The sequence below is a fragment of the Pseudoduganella sp. GCM10020061 genome (assembly GCF_042683405.1).
Lineage (GTDB): Bacteria > Pseudomonadota > Gammaproteobacteria > Burkholderiales > Burkholderiaceae_D > Telluria.
Map to the genome: position 1 here is coordinate 325,796 of NZ_JBHUJS010000001.1, position 24,555 is coordinate 350,350.

A 24,555-nucleotide genomic window follows, 5' to 3' on the forward strand; every position below is an offset into this window, starting at 1 on the left:
CTGCGAGCCCTACACCTGGCCGGTCAAAGGGGACGGTCCCCGGGCACGCAGCATTTCGATATGAGGGATGTCGTCCTCGATGAAAGGCGCGATCGAGCGGAAGCCGAAGCTGGCGTAGAACTGTTCCAGGTAGGCTTGCGCGCCGATGCGGATATCGTGGTCCGGGTACAGCTGCTGCGCATGGGCGACGCCGCGCCCGAACAGCTCGCGCCCGATGCCGGAACCGCGCACCACCGGCGCACTGACGACACGGCCGATCGACGCTTCCGCATACTTCTTGCCCGGCGCGAGCACGCGCAAGGTCGCGCCCAGCACGCGCTTGCCGTCCACTTCCACCCAGCCGAGCAGGTGGTGCGCATCCTGGTCGTAGCCGTCGAAGTCGTTGTAGATGCACTGCTGCTCGATCACGAACACCTGCTGGCGCAGCGCCAGCATCTCGTACACGTCATGCACCGATAATTCGCCAAAGGGCGAGAACTGCCATTCCACGTTCACTTGCTTTTCCTTGTCAGGCCGCCGTCTCGAAGCCTTCGAGCACGTTGACCACATTGATGCCGAGTTCGGACACCGCGTAGCCGCCTTCCATCACGAAGACGGTCGGCAGGCCGAGGTAGGAGATGCGTTCGCCGATGCGCAGGAAGTCGCTGCTGGCCACCGCGAACTTCGACAGCGGATCGCCGCTGAAGATGTCCACGCCCAGCGACACCACCAGCGCCTGCGGCGCGTACGAGGCGATCTTCACGCATGCCGATTCCAGCGCCATGAACCAGTCGTTCGCGCTGGCGCCGTGCGGCAGCGGAAGGTTCATATTGAAGCCGAGTCCCGCGCCCGTCCCGGTTTCGTCGGCATGGCCCAGGAAGAAGGGGTATTCCACCTTCGGGTCGCCGTGGATCGACGTAAACAGCACGTCGCGACGGTGATAGAAGATGCTCTGGGTGCCGTTGCCGTGGTGGTAGTCGATGTCCAGGATGGCGACACGCTCGAGGCCATCGTCCAGCAGGTGCTGGGCAGCCAGCGCCGCATTGTTCAGGAAGCAGTAGCCGCCGAAGAAGTCGGCGCCCGCGTGGTGGCCGGGCGGGCGCGTGAGCGCGAAGGTGCTGCGCTCGCCCCGCCGCAGCGCATGCGCCGCATTCACCGCGCAGTCGGCGCCGGTCTTCGCGGCCACCCAGGTGCCTGCGGTCAGCGGCGTGCCGCTGTCCATCGAATACAGGCCCATGCGGGCGGCGAAATTGGCCGGCTCGATATCGTCGCGCAGGGTGCGCACCGGCCACACGGACGGGAATGCGTCCTTGCCCGCGTTGGCAGGATCGAGCGCCACCCATTCGTTCCATGCGTTGCGCAGGAAATGCAGGTAGCGCGGCGTGTGGATGCGTTCCAGCGATACCAGGGGCACGCCGTGCGGCGTGACGATGCGTCCCAGGCCGCGGCGCGAGAATTCGGCGGCCACCATGTCGGCGCGCTCGGGCTTCTCGAAGCAGGGCACCAGCTCGCCGCGGAACATCTCGTGGCGGCCGGCGTGCTGGGCGTGGTGTTCGTTATAGAACGCGAGCATGGGCTCCGCTGACTATTCCTGGTCGCCGCACAGGCGGCTGCAGTTGTACGCCGCCACGAAGTCGTCGAACGGCACATTGTCCGAACGTTCGATGTCGAGCTGGTCGGCCAGTGACCGGGCGGCCATGGCTTCGAACTCCTCTTCCTCGACCGGCATCAGGTCGCCATCGCGGAAGTACGCGGCGTGCAGGCGCGTCTGCTTCAGCCCGAAGGCGGCAAAGGAACCGGCCTCCTTCACTTCGCGCAGCACGCGCGCGGACGGGGTCTTGTCCGGGTCCGCCAGCTTGGCCATCTGCGCGGCGAGCGCCTGCTGGTGCGGGCCGTCTTCCTGGTCGTCGTCGAGCAGCAGCGCGACCGGGCGCAGGCGCCCGATCAGCTCCTCGCCCCACTGGCGCAGCCCGATCTCTTCGCCTTCGCGCGTCAGCGTCAGGCCCGGGCGGCGGCCTTCCTTGACGGTGCGCGCGAAATTCTGCGCGTGCACGCGGCTTTGCGCATCGCTGATCACGGGGCTCTCGTCCAGCACACAGAACAGCAGGAACACGTCGAGGAAGCGGCCGGTCTCGAGCGAGATGCCGACCGGCTCGAACGGGTCGATGTCCATGCAGCGCACTTCGATGTACTGCACGCCGCGGTTGCACAACGCCTGCACCGGGCGTTCGCCGGTGCGGATCACCCGCTTGGGGCGGATCGTGGAGTAGTACTCGTTCTCGATCTGCAGCACGTTGGTGTTCAGCTGGATCCATTCGCCGTCGCGCTTGGTGCCCAGCGCCTCATACGGGGCGTAGGGCCGGTTGACCGCATCCATCAGGGTGCGCACGTAGCTCTCCAGCGAATTCTCGTGCGGGGTCAGGCCGGCCTGGGCGTCGTTCTGGTAACCCAGGTCGCTCATGCGCAGGCTGGTCGCATACGGCAGGTACAGGGTATCGGGCGTGAGCTGCTCCAGCGAGTGCTGGCGGTCGCGCAGGAAGCCTTTGGACAGCACCGGCGAAGCGCCGAACAGGTACATCAGCAGCCAGCTGTAGCGGCGGAAGTTGCGGATCGTGGCGATGTAGCTCTCCGACTGCACGTCGCGCAGCGGGCGGCGGCGTTCTTCCGGCACCCCGTCGCTGGCCAGCAGCACATGCCACAGCTTTTCCGGCAGCGAGTAGTTGTAGTGGATGCCGGCGATGCACTGCATCGCCTTCCCGTAGCGCAGCGCGAGGCCGCGGCGGTATACGTGCTTGAGCATGCCGATGTTGGAGCTGCCGTAGTTGGCGATCTCGATATCGGCTTCCGGCGGCAGTTCGCAGGGCATCGACTGGCTCCACAGCATCTCGCCGTCCAGGCGGCGGTACACGAAGCGGTGGATCGAATCGAGGCGCGCCAGCGTGGTCGCGATGTCGTGTTCGGCCGGCGTGATGAACTCCATCAGCGCCTCGGCGTAGTCGGTGGTGATCTGCGGATGCGTCAGCGCCGAACCCACCGCGACCGGATGCGGCGTAGCGGCGAGGTGGCCGGCGGCGTCGACACGCAGGGTTTCGCGCTCGATACCGCGCAGGCCCTGCCCGAGCAGGGCACGGTGTTCTTCCTCGCCCAGCAGGGCGAGCCTGCGGGTCAATTGGTTCTGCGTTGACACAAATGGATCCTTAACTAAATCTTGGCGCCGGCTTGGCAATTCTGCAAAAGGTTACCCGAATTTCCAGCTTTTCGCCGGAGGCACCCGGATTCGCGGGAGGGGACAGGGCGCCGCATGTTGCAACGCCGCGAACCGCCCCCGCAGCGCTAGCGCAGCCGGCCGCCGGTGACGCGTTCGATGCCGGCCAGGTCGCGCCAGCTTTGCACGTCCTCGTATTGGTCGGCCAGCAGGCCGCGCACCTGCGCCGCCTGGTCGTAGCCGTGCTCCATCAGCAGCCAGCCGCCCCGCACCAGGTGGGCCGGCGCCCCCGCGGCGATCGTGCGCAGCGCGGACAGGCCGTCGGCGTGGTCGGTCAGCGCGCCCTGCGGCTCGAAGCGCAGGTCGCCCTGGGACAGGTGCTCGTCCCCGGACGCGATGTACGGAGGGTTGGAGACGATGATGTCGAACTGCTCGCCGTGCAGGGACGAGAACCAGTCGCTGTGCAGGAAGCGCACGCGCGCCCGGTTGCGCTCCGCGTTCCTGCGCGCGACGGCCAGCGCGGCCTCGCTCACATCCAGGGCGGTGACGCCGGCGTCGGGCCGCGCATGCGCCAGCGATACCGCGATCGCGCCGCTGCCGGTGCCCATGTCCAGTGCGCGCCCCTGCTGCGGGGTGCGCTCGATCGCCAGTTCGACCAGCAGCTCGGTATCCGGGCGCGGGATCAGCACCGCATCGGTGACATGGAAGTCGAGGCCGAAAAACTCGCGCTCGCCAGTGATGTAGGCGATCGGCTCGCCGGCAAGACGGCGCTGCGCGAGCGCGCTCACCCGCGCCGCTTCGTCGGCATCCAGCGTGCGCTCGGGATGGGTGATCAGGGCCACGCGCGTGATGCCCAGCGCGTGGCACAGCAGGATGCGGTTCTCGAGCGGGTCGAGCGGCAGCTGCGCCAGCGCGCCAGCCAGGGTCGTTCCCGCCTGGAGGTTCATCGCGCGCGCCTCGCCCGCATCACGACCGCCACCAGCACCGCGGCCAGGATCACGAACCAGATGGCGGCCCACTGCGGCACCTGCAGGCCGAGCACCGGATCGCCCACATCGCCGCACAGGCCATTGGCCGCGAACAGCCACGGCATCAGGGTGGCGGTCGGCAGCGTGTTGAGCGAGGTTTGCAGCGGATCGATCCCGCACGACATGCCCGGATGGGCGAGCACCCAGAGGTGGCGCGCGACCACGCCGATGCCGCCGATGGCGCTCGCCAGTGCCAGCAGCGCGCCGGGGAAGGGGTTCTTCATCAGGCCGCCGGCCAGGGCGAACAGGCCGATGCCGATGAACAGGTAGCGCTGGATGATGCACAGCGGGCACGGGTCCATGTACAGGGTGTGCTGCAGGTACAGCGCAAAGCCGACCAGGGCAGCGCAGGTGGCGGCGATGGCGAGGAGCAGGGCGCGGGTGTTCGGCATCTTTCGGTCGCTTTCAGGAGTCGGGGGTCGAAGTGGGAATTGTAACGCGGCGGCGTTGTTTGAACCTTAACCCGCGATTAGACGAGGGGGGCCGTCCCGGGAGGGCGCCGGCCCCGTCTTTTGCTAGTCGCCCAAAGCGGCGAGCAGCTCGGCCTGGTGCTCGGCCGCCAGCGCATTGGTCAGCTCGGTCAGGTCGCCGTCCATGATGAAGTCGAGCTTGTACAGGGTGAGGTTGATGCGGTGGTCCGTCATGCGCCCCTGCGGGAAGTTGTAGGTGCGGATGCGCTCGGAGCGGTCGCCCGAGCCGATCAGGCTCTTGCGGGTGGCCGCTTCCCTGGACTGCTGCTCGCGCAGCTGCACGTCCTTGATGCGCGCGGCCAGCACCTTGAGCGCCTGCGCCTTGTTCTTGTGCTGGCTGCGGTCGTCCTGGCACTCGACCACGATCCCGGTGGGCAGGTGGGTGATGCGCACCGCGGAATCGGTCTTGTTGATGTGCTGGCCGCCGGCGCCGGAGGCGCGGTAGGTGTCGATGCGCAGGTCGGCCGGGTTGATGTTGACATCCTCGACTTCGTCCGCTTCCGGCATCACCGCCACCGTGCAGGCGGACGTGTGGATGCGGCCCTGCGTCTCGGTGGCAGGCACGCGCTGGACGCGGTGGCCGCCCGACTCGAACTTGAGCTTGGAGTACACGCCCCGGCCGACGATGCGCACGATGACTTCGCGGTAGCCGCCCAGGTCCGACGGCGACTCGCTCACCATCTCCACCTGCCAGCGGTTGCGCTCCGCATAGCGGGTGTACATGCGCAGCAGGTCGCCGGCGAACAGCGCCGACTCGTCGCCGCCGGTGCCGGCGCGGATCTCCAGGAAGATGTTGCGCTCGTCGTTCTCGTCCTTCGGCAGCAGCATCTTCTGCAGCTCCAGCTCGAGTTCCTCCAGGCGCTGCTTCCCGGCCTGGATTTCCTCCTGCGCGAACTCCTTCATGTCGGGATCGGACAGCATCTTTTCCGCTTCCGCGATGTCGCCCAGCGCGCCGGTGTACTGGTGGTAGACGCCGACCAGCGGCCCGAGCTCGGCGTGCTCGCGCGTCATCTTGCGGTAGTTTTCCATGTTGGACGTGGCGTCCTGGCTTTGCAGGAGTTCGTCCAGTTCCACGAGGCGGTGGGACAGTTGGTCCAGCCGGGCCAGCATCGATGGTTTCATAGCGGCGTCAAAACGGATTGGGTTGTGGGGGCCGCGCACCGGTGGCGCGGCAGGGCGTGCGCGAAGCGGGCAGCGCTAACGGCGGCCGCGGAACAGCTGGGGCAGCAGTGCGGCGAGGCGGGCGCGCTCGTCGCCCTGCGCACGGTGCAGCGCCTGCTGCGGGCCGTGCAGGAACTTGGCGGCCAGGCCCTTCGAGAGCGCATCGAGCACTTCCTGCGGGTCGTCGCCGCGCGCCAGCATCCGGCGGGCGCGTTCGAGCTCCAGCAGGCGCATCGCCTCGCTGGTTTCGTGCAGTTCCTGGATCACCGGCACCACGGCGCGGTCGTCGATCCAGTGCATGAACGAGCGCACGCGCGTTTCGATGATCGCTTCGGCCTGGGCGACGGCGGCCTGGCGGCTCTCGATGCCGGTCTGGACCACCTTGCCCAGGTCGTCCACGGTGTACAGGAACACGTCGTCCAGGCGGCCGACTTCCGATTCGATATCGCGCGGGACGGCCAGGTCGACCATGAACACCGGCTTGTGGCGGCGCTGTTTGACCGCGCGCTCGACCAGGCCCAGGCCGATCAGCGGCAGCGAGGACGCGGTGCAGGACACCACGATGTCGAACTGGTGCAGCTGCTCGGGCAGGGCCGCCAGGCGGATCGCCTTGCCGCCGAAGCGGTCGGCCAGCGCTTCGCCGCGCTCCATGGTGCGGTTGGCCACCGTGATGGACTTCGGGCTTTGCGCCGCGAAGTGGGTGGCGCACAGCTCGATCATTTCGCCGGCGCCGATGAACAGCACGTTCTGGTCGGAGATCCTGTCGAAGATGCGCTGCGACAGGCGCACCGCGGCAGCCGCCATCGACACGCTGTGCGCGCCGATCTCGGTGGTGCTGCGCACTTCCTTGGCCACGGCGAAGCTGCGCTGGAACAGCTGGTGCAGGTAGGTGCCCAGGCCGCCGGCTTCGTCGGCGATGCGCACCGCGTCCTTCATCTGGCCGAGGATCTGCGCCTCGCCGATGACCATCGAATCGAGTCCGGACGCGACACGGAAGGCGTGGCGCACGGCGTCGTCCTGCGGCAGCATGTACAGGTGCGGGCGCAGTTCGGCGAAATTGAGCTTGTGGTAGTCGGCCAGGAACTGGGCGCCGGCGTCGAGCGGGTTGTCCACGCCGCTGGCCGCGTACATCTCGGTGCGGTTGCAGGTCGACAGGATCGCCGCCTCGTCCGAGCCGCGCGGGCCCACGCGCCCGAACCAGTCGCGCGCCGCCAGCACCGCCGCGCCGATCTGGTCAGGGCCGAACGCCAGCCGCTCGCGAAGCGAGACCGGGGCGGTGTGGTGATTCAGGCCGACGGCGAGCAGTTGCATTGCTGGGATCGAGGTGGAACGGGGATGCCTGACATTATACAGGGCTGCCGTCGAGCAGGCAGGGAGGGACGGTCTCTTTCAACGACTGCCTTGGGCAGTTTGGTAAATGGCAAGATGGTCGTGCGCCCGGACGGTCCCTGCCGGGACAGTCCCCCGGGCGCATCAGCCGCCGAGCTTTTCGAGGCGGTAGCCGTAGCTGTACACCGGCACCAGCCGGAAGCCGTTCTCCGGCCGCAGCTGCAGCTTGTTGCGTACCCGTGACACGTGCGTGTCCATGGTGCGCGACGGAACCACCGTGTCGCGGATCCATACCGATTCATGGATGAAGGCGCGCGACAGCGGCCTGCCCATGTTCCGGAAGAACAGCAGCGCCAGGTAGAACTCCTTGTGGGTGACGTCGACCACGGCGCCATCCATCAGCAGCCGGCCCGGGCGCGTCTCGAACACGTACTGGCCGAACTGGAGCAGTTCCGCTTCGTTCTCCGAAGGATAGGCGCGGCGCAGCATGGCCTGCACCCGCACCAGCAGTTCGGAACGGCGCAGCGGCCGGACCACGTAGTCGCCCGCTCCCGCGTCCAGCGCGGCGACGATGTCGTCTTCCGCGGCGGTGCCGGTGATGAACATGACGGGCGCTTCCGGTGCCAGTTTCTCTCTCGCGCGCTCAAGCACCTCGGCGCCGCCCATGTCGGCCACGTCCCAGTCGAGGATCAGCATGTCGTACTGGTCCTTGCGCATCTGGGCCAGCAGGTCTTTCGCCTGGGTGAAGGCGTGGCAGGCGTGTCCGGCGGTAGCCAGCACCTGGATGACCAGGTCGGACTGACTCCGATCGCTATCAAGAACTGCAATTCTCATGACGGAAGGTTCCAGGTGACGTATGACACGACCCCATCGCGGCGAGTGGCTGGGATGGTACAGGCTTTTACATGCCGATGCTACGCGGCAATAACAAATCGCTAACGGGGCAGGACGGCCCTTCCGTGCCGCCAGCCCCGAAGAATCAACGGTACACTGCTTTTACTGGCTTGGAAATCGTTGCAGTGCGTTCCAAAAATTATATCTGAAACTGTTGCCTTGCAGGTAGCAGGTGTTGTAAAAAGGAAATCGAACTTGGACCAGACAATCGCAGGAGAGTGGACCCTGGTGCCGGAGTCCCCGCGCGACATCGAGTCGCTGCGCGAGCAGTGCCGCCTGCTGGTGCGGCGCAAGGCTGCCGTGGCGGGCGGACTGGCGGCGATTCCGATCCCGGGCGTGGACATCCTTTCGGACGTGAGCCTGTTTGCCAAGCTGGTGGACGAGATCAACCGGACCTTCGGCCTGACCGAAGAGCAGGTCGCGCGGATGGAACCGAGCTACCGCGTGATTGCCGAGCAGGCGGCGATTGCGGCGGGCGGGATGATGGTCGGGAAGAGCGTGACCAACCGGCTGGTCATGGCGATGTTCAAGCGGATCGGGATGCGGCTGGCGACCAAGCAGGTGGCCAAGGTGGTGCCGTTCGCCGGGCAGCTGACCGCGGCCGCGATCGGCTTTACCGCTTTCAGGAAGATGGGATACCAGCACGTCGAGGCCTGCGCCAAGGTAGCGCGCCAGCTGCTCGATGCACGCAAGGCCGCCCCGGCCTGAGGCGCCGTGCCGGGGGACGTCCGCAGGGACAGTCCCCCTTTCTTGATTACGCGTCCGGCAGGACCACGTTGACGTCGAGGACTTCCAGGTTGCCCTGGCGGTCCAGCGAGATCTTGATGTCGTCGGCGTTGACCTTGGTGTACTTCGAAATCACCTCGATCAGCTCCTTGTGCAGGGCCGGCAGGAAGTCAGGACCGGCGCGGTGGTGGCGTTCGCGCGCGATGATGATCTGCAGCCGTTCCTTGGCCGCCGTAGCGGTCTTCGGTTTGGACGGGAAGAGGAAAGAGAGCAGTGCCATATCACTTGGCTCCAAACAGGCGCGACAGCAGGCCCGGCTTTTCGTAGGTGGTGAAGCGCAGCGGACGGTCTTCGCCCAGGAAGCGCGCGATCACGTCCTCGTAGGCGTCGGCCACGTCGGTCCCCTTGAAGTGGATCGCCGGATTGCCCTGGTTGGACGCATGCAGCACCGATTCCGATTCCGGGATGATGCCGATCAGCGGGATGCGCAGGATTTCCTGCACGTCCTCGTAGGACAGCATTTCGCCGTTCTCGACGCGCTTGGGGCTGTAGCGGGTGATCAGCAGGTGCTCCTTGACCGGCTCCGAACCCGACTGCGCGCGGCGCGACTTGGCCTGGATGATGCCCAGGATGCGGTCCGAATCGCGCACCGAGGATACTTCCGGGTTGGTCACCACGATCGCCTCGTCGGCGAAGGTCAGCGCCATCAGCGCGCCGTGCTCGATGCCGGCCGGCGAGTCGCAGATGATGTACTCGAAGTCCATGTTCACCAGCTCGTGCAGCACGCGCTCGACGCCTTCTTCCGACAGGGCGTCCTTGTCGCGGGTCTGCGAGGCGGGCAGGATGAACAGGTTGTCGCAGTGCTTGTCCTTGATCAGGGCCTGGTTCAGCGTGGCTTCGCCGTTGACCACGTTGATCAGGTCGTACACCACGCGGCGTTCGCAGCCCATGATCAGGTCGAGGTTGCGCAGGCCGACGTCGAAGTCGATCACGGCGGTCTTATGGCCGCGCATCGCGAGGCCGGAGGAGAAACTGGCGCTGGAGGTCGTCTTGCCGACACCGCCCTTGCCGGACGTCACAACAATAATTCGTGCCACAAAAGGTCCTTTTAAACGGAAAGTTAAGTGCGGGAAGCTTGCGCGAGCGGCAGGATGTCCAGCCGGTCGCCGACAAGGCGGATTTGGGCTGGCTGGCCAGCCGCGTCTTTCGGGAAACCGTCGTCGAAGGTGCGGTACACGCCGGCGATCGACACCAGTTCCGGTTCCATCGACTGGGCGAAGATGCGCGATTCGGCGTTGCCGGAAGCGCCCGCGAGCGCCCGGCCCTTGAGCGGGGCGTACACGTGGATGCTGCCGTCCGCGATGATTTCCGCGCCGTTGTTCACGACGGCGGTCACCACCAGGTCGCAGCCGCGCGCATAGATGCGCTGGCCGGCGCGCACCGGCTGGTCGATGATCATGGCGCCCGCGCTGGCGACGATGGTCGCGACAGCGGGGGCAGGTGCAGGGGCGGCAACGGGCGCAGGAGCAGGCGCGGCAACTGGCGCAGGAGCGGGCGCCGCCGCGGCAGGCGCTTCGTGCGGGTCGCGCTGCGGCTTGCCGCCGTCGTCCAGCGCCAGGCCCTGGGCGCGGATCTGGCGTTCCATCTCCGGCGGTGCGCCGCGCACGGCCACCGCGTTCAGGCGGTACTTCTTCAGCAGCGCCACCAGGCGGTCCCATTCGATATTCGCGTCGGTGATGTTGGAAACGTCGATCACCGCGAACTCATCCTCGAAAAAGTCGCTGGCGCCGCCCGTCATTTGCTTCAACGCAGCATCCACGACCAGCGGATCGGAAGAATGCAAGATCGTGGAAATCGCAACGACGGTAGAGATCTTGATTTCGATCGGCTTGGACTGGCTTTTTGACATAGAAACGAGGACTATCTTGAATGGGTGCCATTTAAGGGCAAACTCGGCGCATTTTACTTTGAAACAGTGCGAAAAAGTAAGCAAATTCCTTACAGCTGAGGCTTTCCCGTGTTATCCAAATGGAACTACCCCATCCTGTATAAGCTGATAAGATTGATTTCTATCAAATGAAGTTACGGTAACGCATCTACGATGAAAGACTGTTCGTCGTTTTTGCGCGGGCGCATCATCTACGGAGGTAGTCATGGAAGACGTCGTCATCGTGTCGGCCGGCCGCACCGCGGTCGGTAAATTCGGGGGAGCCCTCGCCAAGGTCACGGCAGCCGAGCTCGGCGCCACCGTCATCAGGAACGTGCTGCAGCGCGCGGGACTGGAGCCCGGACTGGTCAACGAGGTGATCATGGGCCAGGTGCTGACTGCCGGCGCGGGCCAGAATCCGGCCCGCCAGGCTGCGCTCAAGGCCGGCCTGCCCGACATGGTGCCCGCGTTCACCGTCGGCAAGGTCTGCGGCAGCGGCCTCAAGGCCACGCACCTTGCGGCGCAGGCGATCCGCTGCGGCGACGCCGACATCATCGTGGCCGGCGGCCAGGAAAACATGAGCATGTCCCCGCACGTGCTGCCCAATTCGCGCGACGGCTTCCGCATGGGCGACACCAAGCTGGTCGACACCATGATCGTGGACGGCCTGTGGGACGTCTACAACCAGTACCACATGGGCGTCACGGCCGAAAACGTGGCCCGCAAATACAACATCTCGCGCGAAGAACAGGACGAATTCGCGGTGCGATCGCAGAACAAGGCCGAAGAAGCGCAAAAAGCAGGCCGCTTCCGCGACGAGATCATCCCGGTCGAGATCCCGGTCAAGAAGGGCACCGTGACCTTCGACCATGACGAATATCCCAAGCACGGCGCCACGCTGGAGTCGCTCGCCTCGCTGCGCCCGGCCTTCGACAAGGCCGGCACCGTCACCGCGGGCAATGCCTCCGGCATCAACGACGGCGCCGCTGCGGTGCTGATGATGTCCGCCTCGAAGGCGCGCGAACTGGGCCTCAAGCCGATGGCGCGCATCAAGGCCTATTCGTCGGCGGGCCTGGATCCGACCATCATGGGCATGGGCCCGGTGTCGGCCACCCAGCTGTGCCTGAAAAAGGCCGGCTGGACCCACCAGGACCTCGACCTCATGGAAATCAACGAGGCGTTTGCCGCCCAGGCCATCGCGGTCAACCGCGAAATGGGCTGGGACACCAGCAAGATCAACGTGAACGGCGGCGCGATCGCCATCGGCCACCCGATCGGGGCCTCGGGCGCGCGCGTGCTGGTCACGCTGCTGTACGAAATGGCCCGCCGCGACGCCAGGTGCGGGCTCGCCAGCCTGTGCATCGGCGGCGGCATGGGGGTGGCGCTGGCAGTGGAACGCGACTGAAGCATTTTTTTCGAAACACAGGAACTGGAGATCACGATGGCAAGAGTTGCATTGGTAACGGGCGGCATGGGTGGTTTGGGCGAGGCGATCTGCTTCAAGCTGGCTGCGCTGGGCTACAAGGTAGTGACCACTTTCTCGCCGGGGAACCCGAAGGTGGACGCATGGAAGAAATCGACCTCCGAGATGGGCTACGACTTCGCGGCCTATCCCTGCGATGTGTCGGACTTCGAGTCGGCACAGGAGTGCGTGCGCAAAGTGGAGCAGGAAGTCGGCAAGATCGATGTGCTGGTCAATAACGCGGGCATCACGCGCGACATGACCTTCAAGAGGATGGACAAGGTCAACTGGGACATGGTCATCAAGACCAACCTGGACTCGGTCTTCAACATGACCAAGCCGGTGTGCGACGGCATGGTGGAACGGGGCTGGGGCCGCATCATCAACATCTCGTCGGTCAACGGCCAGAAGGGCGCGTTCGGCCAGACCAACTACTCGGCGGCCAAGGCCGGCATGCACGGCTTCACCAAGGCGCTGGCGCTGGAAGTGGCGCGCAAGGGCGTCACCGTGAACACCATCTCGCCGGGCTACATCGGTACCAAGATGGTCATGGAGATCCCGTCCGACGTCCTGGAAGGCAAGATCATCCCGCAGATCCCGATGGGGCGCCTGGGCAAGCCGGAGGAAGTGGCGGGCCTGGTGGCCTACCTCGCGTCCGATGAAGCGGCGTTCGTGACCGGCTCCAACATCGCCATCAACGGCGGCCAGCACATGTACTGATGCAGTTCCGTCATTCCCGCGTGCGCGGGAATGACGCGCTCCGGCTACAATCAGGGTTGGACAACACCAACCCTGTTATGCACGCCATTCCCACCTCGCTGTTCCCCCCGATCCAGCCGCTCAGGAGCGGCATGCTCGAGGTCGACGACCTCCACACCATCTACTGGGAGGAAGTCGGCAACCCTGCGGGCGTCCCGGTCCTGTTCCTGCACGGCGGCCCCGGCGCCGGGCTGTCGGTCCAGCACCGCCGCTTCTTCGACCCGCAGCACTACCGCGTGATCCTGTTCGACCAGCGCGGCGCCGGCAAGTCCACTCCGCTGGGCGAGTGGCGCAACAACACCACCCAGCTGCTGATCGAGGACATCGAGCGCCTGCGCACCATGTTCGGCATCGAGCAATGGCTGGTGTTCGGCGGCTCGTGGGGTTCGACGCTGGCGCTGGCCTACGGCGAGACGCATCCGCAGCGCTGCCTCGGCTTCGTGCTGCGCGGGATCTTCCTGTGCACGCAGCGCGAGATCGACTGGTTCATCCACGGCGTCGAATGGTTCTATCCGGAGCTGTACGACGAATTTGTCGGGCACCTGCCGCCGGAGGAGCGCGCCGACCCGCTGGCAGCCTATGTCGCGCGCATGCTGTGCGACGACCCCGAAAAGTACTGGCCCGCCGCACGCGCCTGGAGCCGCTTCGAAGGCCGGCGCGTTTTCCTGCTGCCGCACGGCGAAGAAGCGCCGTCCGACACGCTCGACCTGGGCGTGGGCCGGCTGGAGTCGCACTACATGGCCAACCTCGGATTCTTCGAGGAGGACCAGCTGATGAAGCATGTCGGGCGCATCGCGCACCTTCCTTGCGTGATCGTGCAGGGTCGCTACGACGTGATCTGCCCGCCGGTGTCGGCCTACCGCCTGCACCAGGCCTGGCCGGGATCGACGCTGCGCATCGTGCCCGACGGCGGCCACGGCGCGCTGGAGCACGGGATTGCGCGCGAGCTGGTCGCCGCGACCGAGCAGTTCAAGCGCGACGGCCGCTTCTCGTGAGCATGCGTGCCCGCAGCGGGCGGGCTGATACACTATTGCCAACTACCTGTCCCGCACCATGCTCCAGATGAATCTCCAGTTTTCCGATATCGGCCACATGATCCAGTTGGCGATCGCGCCAACCTTCCTGCTCTCGGGCGTGGCCACCATGCTGATGGTCCTGATCAACCGCCTGGCGCGCATCATCGACCGCACCCGGGTGCTGGAGGACCGGCTCGACCGCGACTACAACGACCTGTGGCACGACGAACTGGACGTGCTGTACCAGCGCTCGCACCTGATCAACTACGCGATCACGCTGGCCACCGCCTGCGGCCTGATGGTCTGCCTGGTCATCGCGATGCTGTTCCTCGGCGATTCGGCCAACATCAGTCTCGACAAATACGTCGCGGCTGCCTTCGTGTTTGGCATGGTCGCGCTGATCGGCTGCTTCAGCTACCTGCTGCGCGAGATCTTCATCGCCGCGGCCGGGATGCGCAAGCATCGCCACCGCCGCAGCCCACGAAACATAGCAAAGAAATGAGTACCGCATGCACGACTATCAACGTCCTCCCACTCTGCACCGCTACGGGCAGCAGGCCGAACTCGAACTGGCGCTGCGCGAGGGCCAGTTCCGGCTGCTCGCTTCGGGCAACTGCCTGACGCTGGGCTTCTCCACGGCCTGGGACCCGGCGCTGTTCGACCTGCATGGCGCCGACGCCTGCCTGATCATCCATAACACCGAGGAGTTCGGCGAACGCCTGCACCGCGCGGTGCAGCGCACGCTGCCCAACTGGGCCGGCATCGACGGCGCGGTCGAATACCACGGCCGCTCGCCGCTGGGCGCGACCTTCACCAGGACGCGCGAGGAGCGCAACGAGCGCGAGTGGCTGTTCGCGTGGCGGCCGATGCACTCGCAAATGAGCATGAATCCGGTGACGGTGCGGATCGGCAGCATCGAACAGTTCGCCGAGCTGCGGGCGCGCGACGCTTACGTCTCCTAACACGCTGCGAGGGGACTGGCCCCTTGCGATTAGTGCCAACGTTCTAGCCAATCTGGGTTGTAATGCAGCTTTAGCATCCACCACCCGCGACCATGCCCGAGACGACCTACCCGCACCTGCTGCGCCCCCTTGACCTTGGCTTCACCACGCTGCGCAACCGCGTCGTCATGGGGTCGATGCACACGGGCCTGGAGGACCGCTTCTACCATTACGGGAAGCTGGCCGAGTTCTACCGCGAGCGCGCACGCGGCGGCGTCGGACTGATCGTCACCGGCGGCATCGCGCCGAACCGGCAGGGCTGGCTGGCGCCGTTCGGCGGCACCATGAACTCGGTGTTCGACACCTTCAACCACCGCCGCGTGACCAGGGCCGTGCACGAGGAGGGCGGCAAGATCGTCATGCAGATCCTGCACGCCGGGCGCTACGGCTACCAGCCCTTCGTGGTGTCGGCATCGGCGGTCAAGTCGCCGATCTCGAAGTTCACGCCGAAAGAGCTGGACGAGGCGGGCATCGAAAAGACCATCCGCGCCTACATCTCGGCGGCGAAGCTGGCCCGCAAGGCCGGCTACGACGGCGTCGAGATCATGGGCAGCGAAGGCTACCTGATCAACCAGTTCCTGTGCCAGCGCACCAACAAGCGCACCGACCGCTGGGGCGGCAGCATCGAAAACCGCATGCGCCTGCCGGTCGAGATCGTGCGCCGCATGCGCGCGGCCGTGGGGACGGACTTCATCATCATGTACCGCCATTCCCTGCTCGACCTGGTCGAAGGCGGCAACGACTGGGACGACGTGGTCGCCGTCGCCAAGGCGCTGGAGCAGGCCGGCGTCACCATCCTGAACAGCGGCTACGGCTGGCACGAGGCGCGCATTCCCACCATCGTCACCTCGGTGCCGCGCGCGGCATTCGCCAGCATCGCCGGCAAGCTGCGGCGTGAACTGCGCATTCCGGTGGTGGCCTCGAACCGCATCAACATGCCGGCCGAAGCGGAAGCGGTGCTGGCGCGCGGCGACGCCGACATGGTGTCGATGGCCCGCCCGTTCCTGGCCGACCCGGAGCTGGTCGCGAAAGCGGCAAGCGGGCGCACCGACGAAATCAACACCTGCATCGGCTGCAACCAGGCCTGCCTCGACCACACCTTCTCGAACAAGCGCGCGACCTGCCTCGTCAACCCGCGCGCGTGCTACGAGACGGAGCTGGTCCTGCGCCGCAAGCCGGTGGCGCGCAAGGTCGCGGTGGTGGGCGCCGGGCCGGCCGGCCTGTCGGCCGCGACGGCGGCGGCCGAATGCGGGCATGACGTCACCCTGTTCGAGGCAAGCGGCACGATCGGCGGCCAGTTCCGGATCGCGATGCAGATCCCCGGCAAGGAGGAATTCGCGGAGACGCTGCGCTACTTCACCCGCAAGATCGAGCTGACCGGCGTGAAAGTGGAGCGGAATCGGCGCGTGACGCGCGAGGATCTCGCCGGCTTCGACGAGGTGATCGTTGCGACCGGCGTGGTGGTGCGCAAGCCGCGCATCGAGGGCATCGACCACCCGATGGTGCTGTCGTACGTGGATGTGTTGCGCGACAAGGCCCCGGTGGGCGAGCGCGTGGCGATCATCGGCGCGGGCGGCGTGGGCTTCGATACCGCGGAATACCTCGTTCACAACCCGGCCGTGCCGCTGCCGCTGTCGCCGCGCACCTGGGCGGGAGAGTGGGGCGTCGACCTGGAGATGGAATCGCCGGCCGGCCTGACCGAGCCGGAAGCGCCGCATCCGGCCCGCAAGGTATACCTCATGCAGCGCAAGACCAGCAAGCCGGGTGCTGGGCTGGGCAAGACCTCGGGCTGGGTGCACCGCGCGACGCTGGTGCGCAATGGCGTGACCATGATGGCGGGCGTGCAGTACGACCGCATCGACGACCGCGGGCTGCACATCACCGTCAACGGCGAGCAGCGCGTGGTGGAGGTCGATAACGTGGTGATCTGTGCGGGGCAGGAAAGCCTGGCGGACCTGATGCCGGCCGAGGGTGCGGCGAGCGGCGTGCCGCGCTATCACAAGATCGGCGGGGCGGCGCTGGCGTCGGAGCTGGATGCCAAGCGGGCGATCCGCGAAGGATTCGAGCTCGCCGCCAGCCTTTGAGCAGTAGGGGACCGTCCCGTCGGGACTGCCCCCTGCATTGTTCTAGCGCTTGCGGACGACGACGCAGCCGATCGAGTAGCCGGCGCCGAACGAGCAGATGACGCCCAGGTCGCCCGCCTTCAGGTCGTCCTGGTACTTGTGGAAGGCGATGATCGAGCCGGCCGACGAGGTGTTGGCGTATGTGTCGAGGATGACCGGCGCTTCGTCCGGCTCCGCTTCGCGCCCCAGCAGCATGCGCGCGATCAGCTGGTTCATGCTCAGGTTGGCCTGGTGCAGCCAGAAGCGCCGAACCTGCTCCACCTTCAGCCCGGCCGAGGCCACGGTCGCGGCGATCATCTCGGCCGCCATCGGGCACACTTCCTTGAACACCTTGCGGCCCTGCTGGCGGAACAGCTTGTCCGGCTTGCCCACGCCCGTCTCGTCGAAGCGGTTGAGGAAGCCGAAGTTGTTGCGGATGTTGTTCGAGAACGAGGTCTTGAGCTTCGATTCGACGATCTCGAACTGGTGCTCCGACACGGCGGTATCGGCCGCTTCCACCACGATCGCGGTGCACGCGTCGCCAAAGATGAAGTGGCTGTCGCGGTCGCGGAAATTCAGGTGGCCGCTGGTGATCTCCGGATTGAGCACGAGCACGGCGCGCGCCTGGCCGCTCTGCACGGCCGAGGCGGCGGTCTGGATGCCGAAGGTGGCGGAGGAACAGGCCACGTTCATGTCGAAACCGAAGCCGTCGATGCCCAGTGCCTGCTGCACTTCCACCGCCATCGCCGGGTAGGCGCGCTGCATGTTGGAGCAGGCAACCAGCACCATGTCGATGTCGGCGGCGCTGCGCCCGGCGCGGGCCAGCGCGTCGCGCGCGGCGGCCACGCAGATTTCCGCCTGCAGCGACAGCTCGTCGTCGCCGCGCTCGGGGATGCGCGCCACCATGCGCTCCGGATCGAGGATGCCGGTCTTTTCCATCACGTAGCGCGACTTGATGCCGGACGCTTTTTCGATGAAGGCGCTGCTGGATGGTTCGATCGCGGCCACCTCGCCCGCAGCGATCGCCTCGGCGTTGGCGGCGTTGAATTTTTCGGCATAGGCGTTGAACGCCGTTACCAGTTCGTCATTCGAGATCGAATGCGGGGGCGTGAACAGTCCGGTGCCGCTGATGACGACTTGTTTCATGTGTAAATATCCTGTGCTGGCAAGCGGCCAATTCTACACATCCGCATTGGTGCGCGGACTCTAATGTCCTGCGTTCGCGGGCGGCAGCGCTGCGGTGCGGGTGGCGGACGCGGAGAGCGCCACGCTTTCGCCTTTCAGGTGGCGGATGGCCTGGAGCAGCTGGAAGTCGTCCGGGGCGCCGAATTCCGGCGGCTTGCGCTTGCCCTGCGCCAGGTACTGGGCGAGCTCCTGCCCGGTGCTGGCGCGCGCCTCGCGCACGGTATCGTGGCCGCGTTCGTTGGACAGGTGGTGCGCCAGGTCCGCCTCGCGCACGCGCAGCGCGTTCAGGCCGTCGCCGTCCACCGTTTCGTCCACCGGCAGGTCGGGCACGATGCCGCGCGCCTGGATCGAGCGGCCATTCGGCGTGTAGTAGCGCGCGGTGGTCAGCTTGACCGCGGTGTCGTTGACCAGCGGCCGCACGGTCTGCACCGAACCCTTGCCGAAAGTGCGCGAGCCCATGATGGTGGCGCGGCGGTGGTCCTGCAGCGCGCCTGCCACGATTTCGGAAGCGGAGGCGGAGCCGGAATTGACCAGCACCACCATCGGCAGGTGCTTGAAGGCAGCGGGCAGCACGGCCAGCGGATCGGCGTCGCCGCTCAGCACATAGTATTCGGGCCGGCCAAGGTACTGCTGGCGCGAGTCGGCCAGCTGGCCGTTGGTGGACACGATGTGGGCGCCCCGCGGCAGGAAGGCGGCGGCGACGCCGATGGCGCCCTGCAGCAGGCCGCCCGGATCGTTGCGCAGGTCGAGCACGAGTCCCTTGAGGCGCGGTTCCTGCTGGTGCAGCGCCGCCAGGCTGCGCGCCATGTCCTCCACGGTCGGTTCCTGGAACTGGGCGATGCGCAGCCAGGCGTAGCCCGGTTCGACGATCTTCGCCTTGACGCTTTTCTGGACGATTTCCTGGCGCGTGAGCGTGAACGTGAGCGGCGCGGGTTCGCCGCTGCGCAGCACGGTGAGCACGACGGTGGAATTGGGCTCGCCGCGGATTTTCTTGATGATCTCGGAGATGGGCATGCCGCGGACCGAGACCGCATCGACGCGCGCGATCAGGTCGCCGGCCTTGATGCCGGCCAGGTGAGCCGGCGAGCCTTCGATCGGCGCGGCGATGCGCAGGTAGCCGTCTTCGTGCTCGCCCGCTTCGATACCCAGGCCGACGAAGCGGCCCTGCGTGCCCTCGCGCAGCTCGCGATAGGCTTTCTTGTCGAGGAAGGCGGAATGGGGGTCGAGCGAGGCGACCATGCCGTTGATCGCTTCGGTCAGCAGCTTGCGGTCGTCCACCGACTCCACGTAGTCGGACTTGATCAGGCCGTACACATTGGCCAGCTGGTGCAGCTGCTCGACCGGAATCGACGGCGCCACCGGGCGCTGGGCAATCGCTGAAAACTGCATCGAAATGGCCACGCCGGCGACGACGCCGATTCCCACCAGGCCAACATTCTTGAGTTTGGAGCCAAGGGTTCGCACGAGGTCATTCCCTGTCAGCGTCGATGGGCCGAGTATAAACCCGAAACTGAACAGCGGTTGATGCGCGATTCAATTGCCTGAGTTGTAACGGAAGTGTGAATGCGCGGCGCGACCGGTAAATAATTGTAAGAAGTTCATCCGTGCGCGAATCCGGCTCCTAAGATGAAGCTGTTTTTCTCTCTCTCCACAGTAAAGTGGTCTTGCCCGCAGCCCCCTGCGGGCTTTTTTTGCCCGCACGATTCGCACGTCCGGTGCATTTCGTCCCCCGATTTTGCTCAACGGTCCCCGCCTGGCTGCGGTTCGTCGGAAAACCCGCGCCGCGCCTGCATGGCTCGCTATAGTTACGATGCCCATTGTTGCGGCTTTATCGCTGGCTTGTATCGTTAAGTAACAGGTGAGCCGGGCTGATCCATCAGAGCTAGAATGTTCACCACCGCCAGCATTGCGGCTCGCGGTACCTATCAAAAAGACATGAATAAACTGATTCCTTTGGCGGCATGCATTGCCGCGATGTTCCCTGCAGCCCAGGCATATGCCGCCGGCCAGGCAGCGGTTCCCCAGACTCCACCCACGGAAAACAGCACGGTCCAGGCAGCGCCTGCACAGCAGCCTGCCGCGCAGGCGCCGCAAGGCGTGCTGCCGCAGGTGAACGTGAGCGGCACCCGCTCCAACGAGAACGAGCAGCGCCAGTTGTCGACCGCAGCCAAGATCGTGATCGGCCGCGAAGAACTCGACCGCAACGGCGACACCAGCATCACGGAAGTGCTCAAGCGCCTGCCGGGCGTGACCATCGGCGGGGCGCCGGGTCGCGGCGGCGGCGGCGTGCGCATGCGCGGCATGAGCGGCAACTACACCCAGATGCTGGTGAACGGCGAGCGTCCGCCTCCAGGCTTCTCGCTCGAATCGCTGCCGCCCGAGCAGGTCGAGCGCATCGAAGTGATGCGCGGACCGGTCGCGGAGCACAGCACCCAGGCGATCGCCGGCACCATCAACATCGTGCTGCGCGAGGGCTATCGCCAGAAGGACCGTACGATCACGGTGGCCGATAATATCGAGAACGGCCGCCACGGCGCCAACGTGTCGCTGACGATCCCCGGAGGGAAAGACAAGCTGACCTGGCTGCTTAACGGCACGATCAACAGCAACGCGCGCTCGGACGAAAGCACCACGCACCTGGTCGAGACCAACATCGACGGTTCGCCGCGTACGCTGCAGGATATCTCCGACCGCGGTACCAGCCGCAGTACCGGCTTCCACCTGGCGCCGCGCGTCTCGTACAAGTTCGACAACGGCGATACGCTGACTTACCAGCAGTTTGTGATGGCGAACCGCTCGCGCAGCAATGCCAGCAGCGACATCGCGCATGCGTACGGCGAAGCGCCGGAGTACACGCACCTCGATTCGCGCAGCGAAAACACGGCGATGTTCACGCGTGGCTTCGGCAACTGGCTGCACAAGATGGACAAAGGCGCCAAGCTGGACGTCAAGTTCGGCTTTGGCGGCGGCCGTGCCAAGAACGAGGCCAACCGCGTCGGCGTCATCGGCGCGCAGGAAAACCTCTGGATGGACGACTTCAATCTGCGCCAGACCGGTGTCTCCACGGGCGGCAAATACACCTCGCCGATGGGCGAAGGCCACCTGCTGGCTGCCGGCTGGGACATCGAATCCCAGTCCCGCAACGAGACCCGTATCTCGGTGCGCAACGGCCAGCCGCTGTTCAGCGAATCCGGACGCAAGGTCTCAGCGGACACGCACCGGGTGGCCGCGTTCGTGCAGGACGAGTGGGACGTCAGCAAGCAGTTCTCCACCTACCTCGGCCTGCGGTGGGAAGGCATCCGCACCAACAGCGCCACCGTGGGCTACGAGGTGCGCAACACGTCCAGCGTCTGGAGTCCGGTGCTGCACGGCGTGTGGCGCATTCCCGGCCGCGAGAAAGACCAGGTCCGGGCCAGCCTGACGCGCAGCTACAAGGCGCCCGGCATCAACGAGCTGATTGCCGCGCCGTTCATCAGCACGCGCAACACCCGCACCTCGCCGGACGTCATGGGCAATCCGGACCTCAAGCCGGAGCTGGCCACCGGCATCGACCTCGCGTACGAGCGCTATATCGGCCGCAGTGGCATCATCTCGGCCAGCGCGTTCTTCCGCAAGATCGACGACCTGACCCGCCGCGAGACCACCGAACGCGTCAACGACCGCGGCGAATTGCGCTGGGTGTCCATGCCGGTCAACATCGGCAGCGCCACGAGCCGCGGCATCGAACTCGAAGCCAAGCTGCAGCTGGTCGAACTGGTCAAGACGGCGCCGAACATCGACTTGCGCGCCAACTATAGCCGCTTCTGGTCGAGCGTCGACGGGATCCCCGGCCCGGACAACCGCCTGGCCGAGCAGCCTTCGCAGACGGGCAATCTCGGCATCGACTACCGCATGAAGGAGCTGCCGCTGACGCTGGGCGGGAGCATCAACTGGACGCCGGACTATGCCATCCAGGTGAATGCCGACGAGATTTCGCGCCTCGACACCAAGCGCCAGATCGACGTGTACGGCCTGTGGAAAATCGATCCGCGCACCCAGCTGCGCATTTCGGCCAACAACGTGGGCCCGCGCGACTACGATACCAGCCGCGATGTGGTGGTGCGGTCCGGCCCTGGCATGGCGCCCCTGTACACCCACAGTTCGGATACCATCAGCCGCACATACACGACGTTTGGCATCCGCTACGAAACCAAATTCTGATAACTCCAACCTGAAAGAGAGAGCAGCGCAATGAAGAGACAAATCCTGACCACCCTGGCACTGTCCCTTGCCGCCGCATTCGGCGGCGCGCACGCGGCGCCGGTGTCCGGCATCGAGACCCAGCACATCGACCAGAGCGTGCGCGCCCAGGACGACTTCTACCAGTACCTGAACGGCGGCTGGATCAAGACCGCCGAAATCCCGGCTGACCGCTCGAGCTGGGGCAGCTTCGCCAAGCTGCGCGAAGACACCGTGCCGCAGGTCCAGAAGCTGATCGAAGCGGCGCAGAAGGACACCAGCGCCAAGGCGGGTTCCGAGAAGCGCAAGATCGGCGACTTCTACGCCTCCTACATGGACGAGCAGGCCGTCGAGAAGCTTGGCTACAAGCCGCTGGCGGGCGAACTGCAGCGCATCCGCGCCATCAAGGACAAGAAGGCCATCCCCGGCCTGATCGCCCACCTGTCGAAAATCGGCGTGGCGACCCCGTACCGCTTCGGCGTGAGCCAGGATGCGCGCGCATCGACCGTGTACGCGACCTACATGTCGCAAGCGGGCCTGGGCATGCCGGACCGCGACTACTACCTGAAGAAGGATGATCCGAAGCTGTCGGCAGTGCGCGACAAGTACGTGAAACACGTCGAAACCATGCTGGCGCTGGCCGGCAACAAGGACGCCGCAGCCAAGGCAGCCCAGATCCTCGCGCTGGAAACCGCGCTGGCCGAAGTGCAGTGGACCCGCGTGGACAACCGCGACGCGAACAAGCGCTACAACAAGTTCGAAGTGTCCAAGCTCGACACGCTCGCGCCGGGCTTCGACTTCAAGGGCGCGCTGGCCGCATCGGGCCTGGGCCAGTCGCAGTACGTGATCGTGTCGCAGCCTAGCTACGTGACCGGCTTCCACAAGGTGCTGGAATCGCAAAGCCTGGACGCATGGAAGTCATACTTCGAATTCCAGCTGCTGCGCGGCTACGCGGAATACCTCTCGAAGGACTTCGTCGACGCGGACTTCGAGTTCTATGGCAAGACCATCAGCGGCGTGACCGAGCAGCGTCCACGCTGGAAGCGCGCTACCGCCGCCACCGAATCGGTGCTGGGCGAGGCAGTCGGCAAGCTGTACGTGGCCGAACACTTCCCGGCAGAGCGCAAGGCCAAGATGGAAGTCCTGGTCAAGAACCTGATGGCCGCCTACAAGGACAGCATCGACCAGCTGGACTGGATGAGCCCAGCGACCAAGCAGGAAGCGCAAGCCAAGCTGGCCAAGTTCTCGACCAAGATCGGCTATCCGAACGTGTGGCGCGACTACTCGGCGTACAAGGTCGTCAAGGGTGACCTGGTCGGCAACATCATGCGCGCATCGGAATTCGGCTACCAGCGCAACGTGACCAAGCTGGGCAAGCCGATCGACCGCGAAGAGTGGGGCATGACGCCGCAGACCATCAACGCGTACTACCGTTCGACCATGAACGAGATCGTATTCCCGGCCGCGATCCTGCAGCCGCCGTTCTTCGACGCGAACGCGGATGACGCGGTCAACTACGGCGCGATCGGCGCCGTGATCGGCCACGAAATCAGCCACGGCTTCGACGACAACGGCAGCAAGTCCGACGGCGACGGCAACCTGCGCAACTGGTGGACCGAGGAAGACCGCAAGAACTTCATGGTCAAGGCCGACGCGCTCACCAAGCAGTACGACGCCTACAGCCCGGTCCCTGGCTACAACGTCAACGGCAAGCTGACCCTGGGCGAAAACATCGCCGACAACTCGGGCCTGGCGATCGCCTACAAGGCATACAAGATCTCCCTGGGCGGCAAGCCGGCCCCGGTGATCGACAACCTGACCGGCGAGCAGCGCTTCTACATGGGCTTCGGCCAGGTGTGGCGCGCCAAGATGCGCGATGAAGCGATGATCGTGCAGCTCAAGACCGACCCGCACTCGCCGGGCATGTACCGCGCCAACGGCACGGTGCAGAACCAGCCGGGCTTCTACGAAGCCTTCGGCGTGAAGGAAGGCGACAAGATGTACGTGGCGCCGGAAAAGCGCGTCATCATCTGGTAAGCACCGAACGGTGATAAAGTGAAGGGCTGGGCGACCAGCCCTTTTTTCATCATTAG

At 65.8% G+C, this 24,555-nt stretch carries 22 protein-coding genes; 9 read left to right on the forward strand and 13 right to left on the reverse strand.

Annotated elements, in window-relative coordinates:
* Nucleotides 1-9 precede the first annotated feature (9 nt).
* The 8 genes from ACFSQR_RS01425 to ACFSQR_RS01460 all read right to left on the reverse strand — a co-directional run bounded on the left by ACFSQR_RS01425 (nucleotide 10) and on the right by ACFSQR_RS01460 (nucleotide 8,006).
* Complete coding sequence (locus tag ACFSQR_RS01425) at nucleotides 10-495, reverse strand: GNAT family N-acetyltransferase (protein ID WP_377727275.1); 486 nt, start codon at nucleotides 493-495, stop codon at nucleotides 10-12.
* Between the two features lie 13 nt (nucleotides 496-508).
* Nucleotides 509-1,552, reverse strand: a complete 1,044-nt coding sequence (locus tag ACFSQR_RS01430) for a histone deacetylase family protein (protein ID WP_377727278.1) — start codon at nucleotides 1,550-1,552, stop codon at nucleotides 509-511.
* 12 nt (nucleotides 1,553-1,564) lie between these two features.
* Complete coding sequence (gshA, locus tag ACFSQR_RS01435; RefSeq protein ID WP_377727281.1) at nucleotides 1,565-3,166, reverse strand: glutamate--cysteine ligase; 1,602 nt, start codon at nucleotides 3,164-3,166, stop codon at nucleotides 1,565-1,567.
* Nucleotides 3,167-3,312: 146 nt separating this feature from the next.
* Complete coding sequence (prmC, locus tag ACFSQR_RS01440; protein WP_377727284.1) at nucleotides 3,313-4,131, reverse strand: peptide chain release factor N(5)-glutamine methyltransferase; 819 nt, start codon at nucleotides 4,129-4,131, stop codon at nucleotides 3,313-3,315.
* The gene (locus ACFSQR_RS01445; RefSeq protein WP_377727287.1) at nucleotides 4,128-4,604 is read right to left on the reverse strand and encodes a disulfide bond formation protein B; all 477 of its coding nucleotides are present in this window, start codon (nucleotides 4,602-4,604) and stop codon (nucleotides 4,128-4,130) included. Before ACFSQR_RS01445 ends, prmC begins: the two co-directional genes overlap by 4 nt.
* Before the next feature lie 123 nt (nucleotides 4,605-4,727).
* Nucleotides 4,728-5,804: a peptide chain release factor 1 gene (gene prfA, locus ACFSQR_RS01450; protein WP_377727290.1), complete on the reverse strand. Its 1,077-nt coding sequence runs from the start codon at nucleotides 5,802-5,804 to the stop codon at nucleotides 4,728-4,730.
* Between the two features lie 75 nt (nucleotides 5,805-5,879).
* Nucleotides 5,880-7,154, reverse strand: coding sequence for a glutamyl-tRNA reductase (gene hemA, locus ACFSQR_RS01455; RefSeq protein ID WP_377727293.1), 1,275 nt, complete (start codon nucleotides 7,152-7,154; stop codon nucleotides 5,880-5,882).
* A gap of 162 nt (nucleotides 7,155-7,316) precedes the next feature.
* Nucleotides 7,317-8,006: a response regulator transcription factor gene (locus tag ACFSQR_RS01460; RefSeq protein ID WP_377727295.1), complete on the reverse strand. Its 690-nt coding sequence runs from the start codon at nucleotides 8,004-8,006 to the stop codon at nucleotides 7,317-7,319.
* Nucleotides 8,007-8,261: 255 nt separating this feature from the next.
* Here ACFSQR_RS01460 and ACFSQR_RS01465 point away from each other — a divergent pair, with 255 nt between their 5' ends.
* Nucleotides 8,262-8,774 carry a hypothetical protein gene (locus ACFSQR_RS01465; protein WP_377727297.1) on the forward strand — a complete coding sequence of 171 codons (513 nt, stop codon included), beginning with the start codon at nucleotides 8,262-8,264 and terminating at the stop codon, nucleotides 8,772-8,774.
* Between the two features lie 46 nt (nucleotides 8,775-8,820).
* Here the strand turns inward: ACFSQR_RS01465 and minE are convergent, their stop codons facing one another.
* The 3 genes from minE to minC are packed head-to-tail and all read right to left on the reverse strand — an operon-like array spanning nucleotide 8,821 to nucleotide 10,701.
* A complete protein-coding gene (gene minE, locus ACFSQR_RS01470; RefSeq protein WP_377727299.1) occupies nucleotides 8,821-9,072 on the reverse strand; it encodes a cell division topological specificity factor MinE in 252 nt (83 codons plus the stop codon).
* Nucleotide 9,073: 1 nt separating this feature from the next.
* Nucleotides 9,074-9,889, reverse strand: a complete 816-nt coding sequence (gene minD, locus ACFSQR_RS01475) for a septum site-determining protein MinD (RefSeq protein ID WP_377727301.1) — start codon at nucleotides 9,887-9,889, stop codon at nucleotides 9,074-9,076.
* A gap of 23 nt (nucleotides 9,890-9,912) precedes the next feature.
* Entirely contained in the window at nucleotides 9,913-10,701 is a 789-nt protein-coding gene (gene minC / locus ACFSQR_RS01480) for a septum site-determining protein MinC (protein WP_377727303.1), read from the reverse strand.
* A 244-nt stretch (nucleotides 10,702-10,945) separates the two neighbouring features.
* Here minC and ACFSQR_RS01485 point away from each other — a divergent pair, with 244 nt between their 5' ends.
* The 6 genes from ACFSQR_RS01485 (at nucleotide 10,946) to ACFSQR_RS01510 (ending at nucleotide 17,041) form a co-directional block, all read left to right on the forward strand.
* On the forward strand, nucleotides 10,946-12,124 hold the full coding sequence (locus ACFSQR_RS01485; RefSeq protein ID WP_377727306.1) for an acetyl-CoA C-acetyltransferase: 1,179 nt from the start codon (nucleotides 10,946-10,948) through the stop codon (nucleotides 12,122-12,124).
* Between the two features lie 36 nt (nucleotides 12,125-12,160).
* Nucleotides 12,161-12,901: a beta-ketoacyl-ACP reductase gene (locus tag ACFSQR_RS01490; protein ID WP_377727307.1), complete on the forward strand. Its 741-nt coding sequence runs from the start codon at nucleotides 12,161-12,163 to the stop codon at nucleotides 12,899-12,901.
* 77 nt (nucleotides 12,902-12,978) lie between these two features.
* Nucleotides 12,979-13,935: a prolyl aminopeptidase gene (pip, locus tag ACFSQR_RS01495; RefSeq protein WP_377727310.1), complete on the forward strand. Its 957-nt coding sequence runs from the start codon at nucleotides 12,979-12,981 to the stop codon at nucleotides 13,933-13,935.
* A gap of 67 nt (nucleotides 13,936-14,002) precedes the next feature.
* Nucleotides 14,003-14,458, forward strand: coding sequence for a DUF2721 domain-containing protein (locus ACFSQR_RS01500; protein WP_377727312.1), 456 nt, complete (start codon nucleotides 14,003-14,005; stop codon nucleotides 14,456-14,458).
* Between the two features lie 7 nt (nucleotides 14,459-14,465).
* Nucleotides 14,466-14,918, forward strand: coding sequence for a hypothetical protein (locus ACFSQR_RS01505; RefSeq protein ID WP_377727316.1), 453 nt, complete (start codon nucleotides 14,466-14,468; stop codon nucleotides 14,916-14,918).
* 92 nt (nucleotides 14,919-15,010) lie between these two features.
* Entirely contained in the window at nucleotides 15,011-17,041 is a 2,031-nt protein-coding gene (locus tag ACFSQR_RS01510) for an FAD-dependent oxidoreductase (protein ID WP_377727318.1), read from the forward strand.
* 42 nt (nucleotides 17,042-17,083) lie between these two features.
* On the opposite strand, the gene ACFSQR_RS01515 is transcribed toward ACFSQR_RS01510, so the two are convergent.
* Together ACFSQR_RS01515 and ACFSQR_RS01520 are read right to left on the reverse strand one after the other, a co-directional pair.
* Nucleotides 17,084-18,205, reverse strand: a complete 1,122-nt coding sequence (locus ACFSQR_RS01515; RefSeq protein ID WP_377727321.1) for a beta-ketoacyl-ACP synthase III — start codon at nucleotides 18,203-18,205, stop codon at nucleotides 17,084-17,086.
* Between the two features lie 60 nt (nucleotides 18,206-18,265).
* Nucleotides 18,266-19,633, reverse strand: a complete 1,368-nt coding sequence (locus ACFSQR_RS01520) for a S41 family peptidase (protein ID WP_377728289.1) — start codon at nucleotides 19,631-19,633, stop codon at nucleotides 18,266-18,268.
* Nucleotides 19,634-20,179: 546 nt separating this feature from the next.
* On the opposite strand from ACFSQR_RS01520, the gene ACFSQR_RS01525 reads away from it, so the two are divergent.
* Together ACFSQR_RS01525 and ACFSQR_RS01530 are read left to right on the forward strand one after the other, a co-directional pair.
* Entirely contained in the window at nucleotides 20,180-22,444 is a 2,265-nt protein-coding gene (locus ACFSQR_RS01525) for a TonB-dependent receptor plug domain-containing protein (RefSeq protein WP_377727324.1), read from the forward strand.
* A 30-nt stretch (nucleotides 22,445-22,474) separates the two neighbouring features.
* The gene (locus ACFSQR_RS01530) at nucleotides 22,475-24,499 is read left to right on the forward strand and encodes a M13 family metallopeptidase (protein ID WP_377727327.1); all 2,025 of its coding nucleotides are present in this window, start codon (nucleotides 22,475-22,477) and stop codon (nucleotides 24,497-24,499) included.
* Nucleotides 24,500-24,555 lie beyond the last annotated feature (56 nt).

Excerpts from the sequence above, each read along its gene's own strand:
- ACFSQR_RS01430 (WP_377727278.1), bottom strand. The coding sequence starts at position 1,552 with ATGCTCGCGTTCTATAACGAACACCACGCCCAGCACGCCGGCCGCCAC.
- prmC (WP_377727284.1), bottom strand. The coding sequence starts at position 4,131 with ATGAACCTCCAGGCGGGAACGACCCTGGCTGGCGCGCTGGCGCAGCTG.
- ACFSQR_RS01445 (WP_377727287.1), bottom strand. The coding sequence starts at position 4,604 with ATGCCGAACACCCGCGCCCTGCTCCTCGCCATCGCCGCCACCTGCGCT.
- prfA (WP_377727290.1), bottom strand. The coding sequence starts at position 5,804 with ATGAAACCATCGATGCTGGCCCGGCTGGACCAACTGTCCCACCGCCTC.
- hemA (WP_377727293.1), bottom strand. The coding sequence starts at position 7,154 with ATGCAACTGCTCGCCGTCGGCCTGAATCACCACACCGCCCCGGTCTCG.
- ACFSQR_RS01460 (WP_377727295.1), bottom strand. The coding sequence starts at position 8,006 with ATGAGAATTGCAGTTCTTGATAGCGATCGGAGTCAGTCCGACCTGGTC.
- minE (WP_377727299.1), bottom strand. The coding sequence starts at position 9,072 with ATGGCACTGCTCTCTTTCCTCTTCCCGTCCAAACCGAAGACCGCTACG.
- minC (WP_377727303.1), bottom strand. The coding sequence starts at position 10,701 with ATGTCAAAAAGCCAGTCCAAGCCGATCGAAATCAAGATCTCTACCGTC.
- ACFSQR_RS01485 (WP_377727306.1), top strand. The coding sequence starts at position 10,946 with ATGGAAGACGTCGTCATCGTGTCGGCCGGCCGCACCGCGGTCGGTAAA.
- ACFSQR_RS01490 (WP_377727307.1), top strand. The coding sequence starts at position 12,161 with ATGGCAAGAGTTGCATTGGTAACGGGCGGCATGGGTGGTTTGGGCGAG.
- pip (WP_377727310.1), top strand. The coding sequence starts at position 12,979 with ATGCACGCCATTCCCACCTCGCTGTTCCCCCCGATCCAGCCGCTCAGG.
- ACFSQR_RS01500 (WP_377727312.1), top strand. The coding sequence starts at position 14,003 with ATGAATCTCCAGTTTTCCGATATCGGCCACATGATCCAGTTGGCGATC.
- ACFSQR_RS01505 (WP_377727316.1), top strand. The coding sequence starts at position 14,466 with ATGCACGACTATCAACGTCCTCCCACTCTGCACCGCTACGGGCAGCAG.
- ACFSQR_RS01510 (WP_377727318.1), top strand. The coding sequence starts at position 15,011 with ATGCCCGAGACGACCTACCCGCACCTGCTGCGCCCCCTTGACCTTGGC.
- ACFSQR_RS01515 (WP_377727321.1), bottom strand. The coding sequence starts at position 18,205 with ATGAAACAAGTCGTCATCAGCGGCACCGGACTGTTCACGCCCCCGCAT.
- ACFSQR_RS01520 (WP_377728289.1), bottom strand. The coding sequence starts at position 19,633 with ATGCAGTTTTCAGCGATTGCCCAGCGCCCGGTGGCGCCGTCGATTCCG.
- ACFSQR_RS01525 (WP_377727324.1), top strand. The coding sequence starts at position 20,180 with ATGAATAAACTGATTCCTTTGGCGGCATGCATTGCCGCGATGTTCCCT.
- ACFSQR_RS01530 (WP_377727327.1), top strand. The coding sequence starts at position 22,475 with ATGAAGAGACAAATCCTGACCACCCTGGCACTGTCCCTTGCCGCCGCA.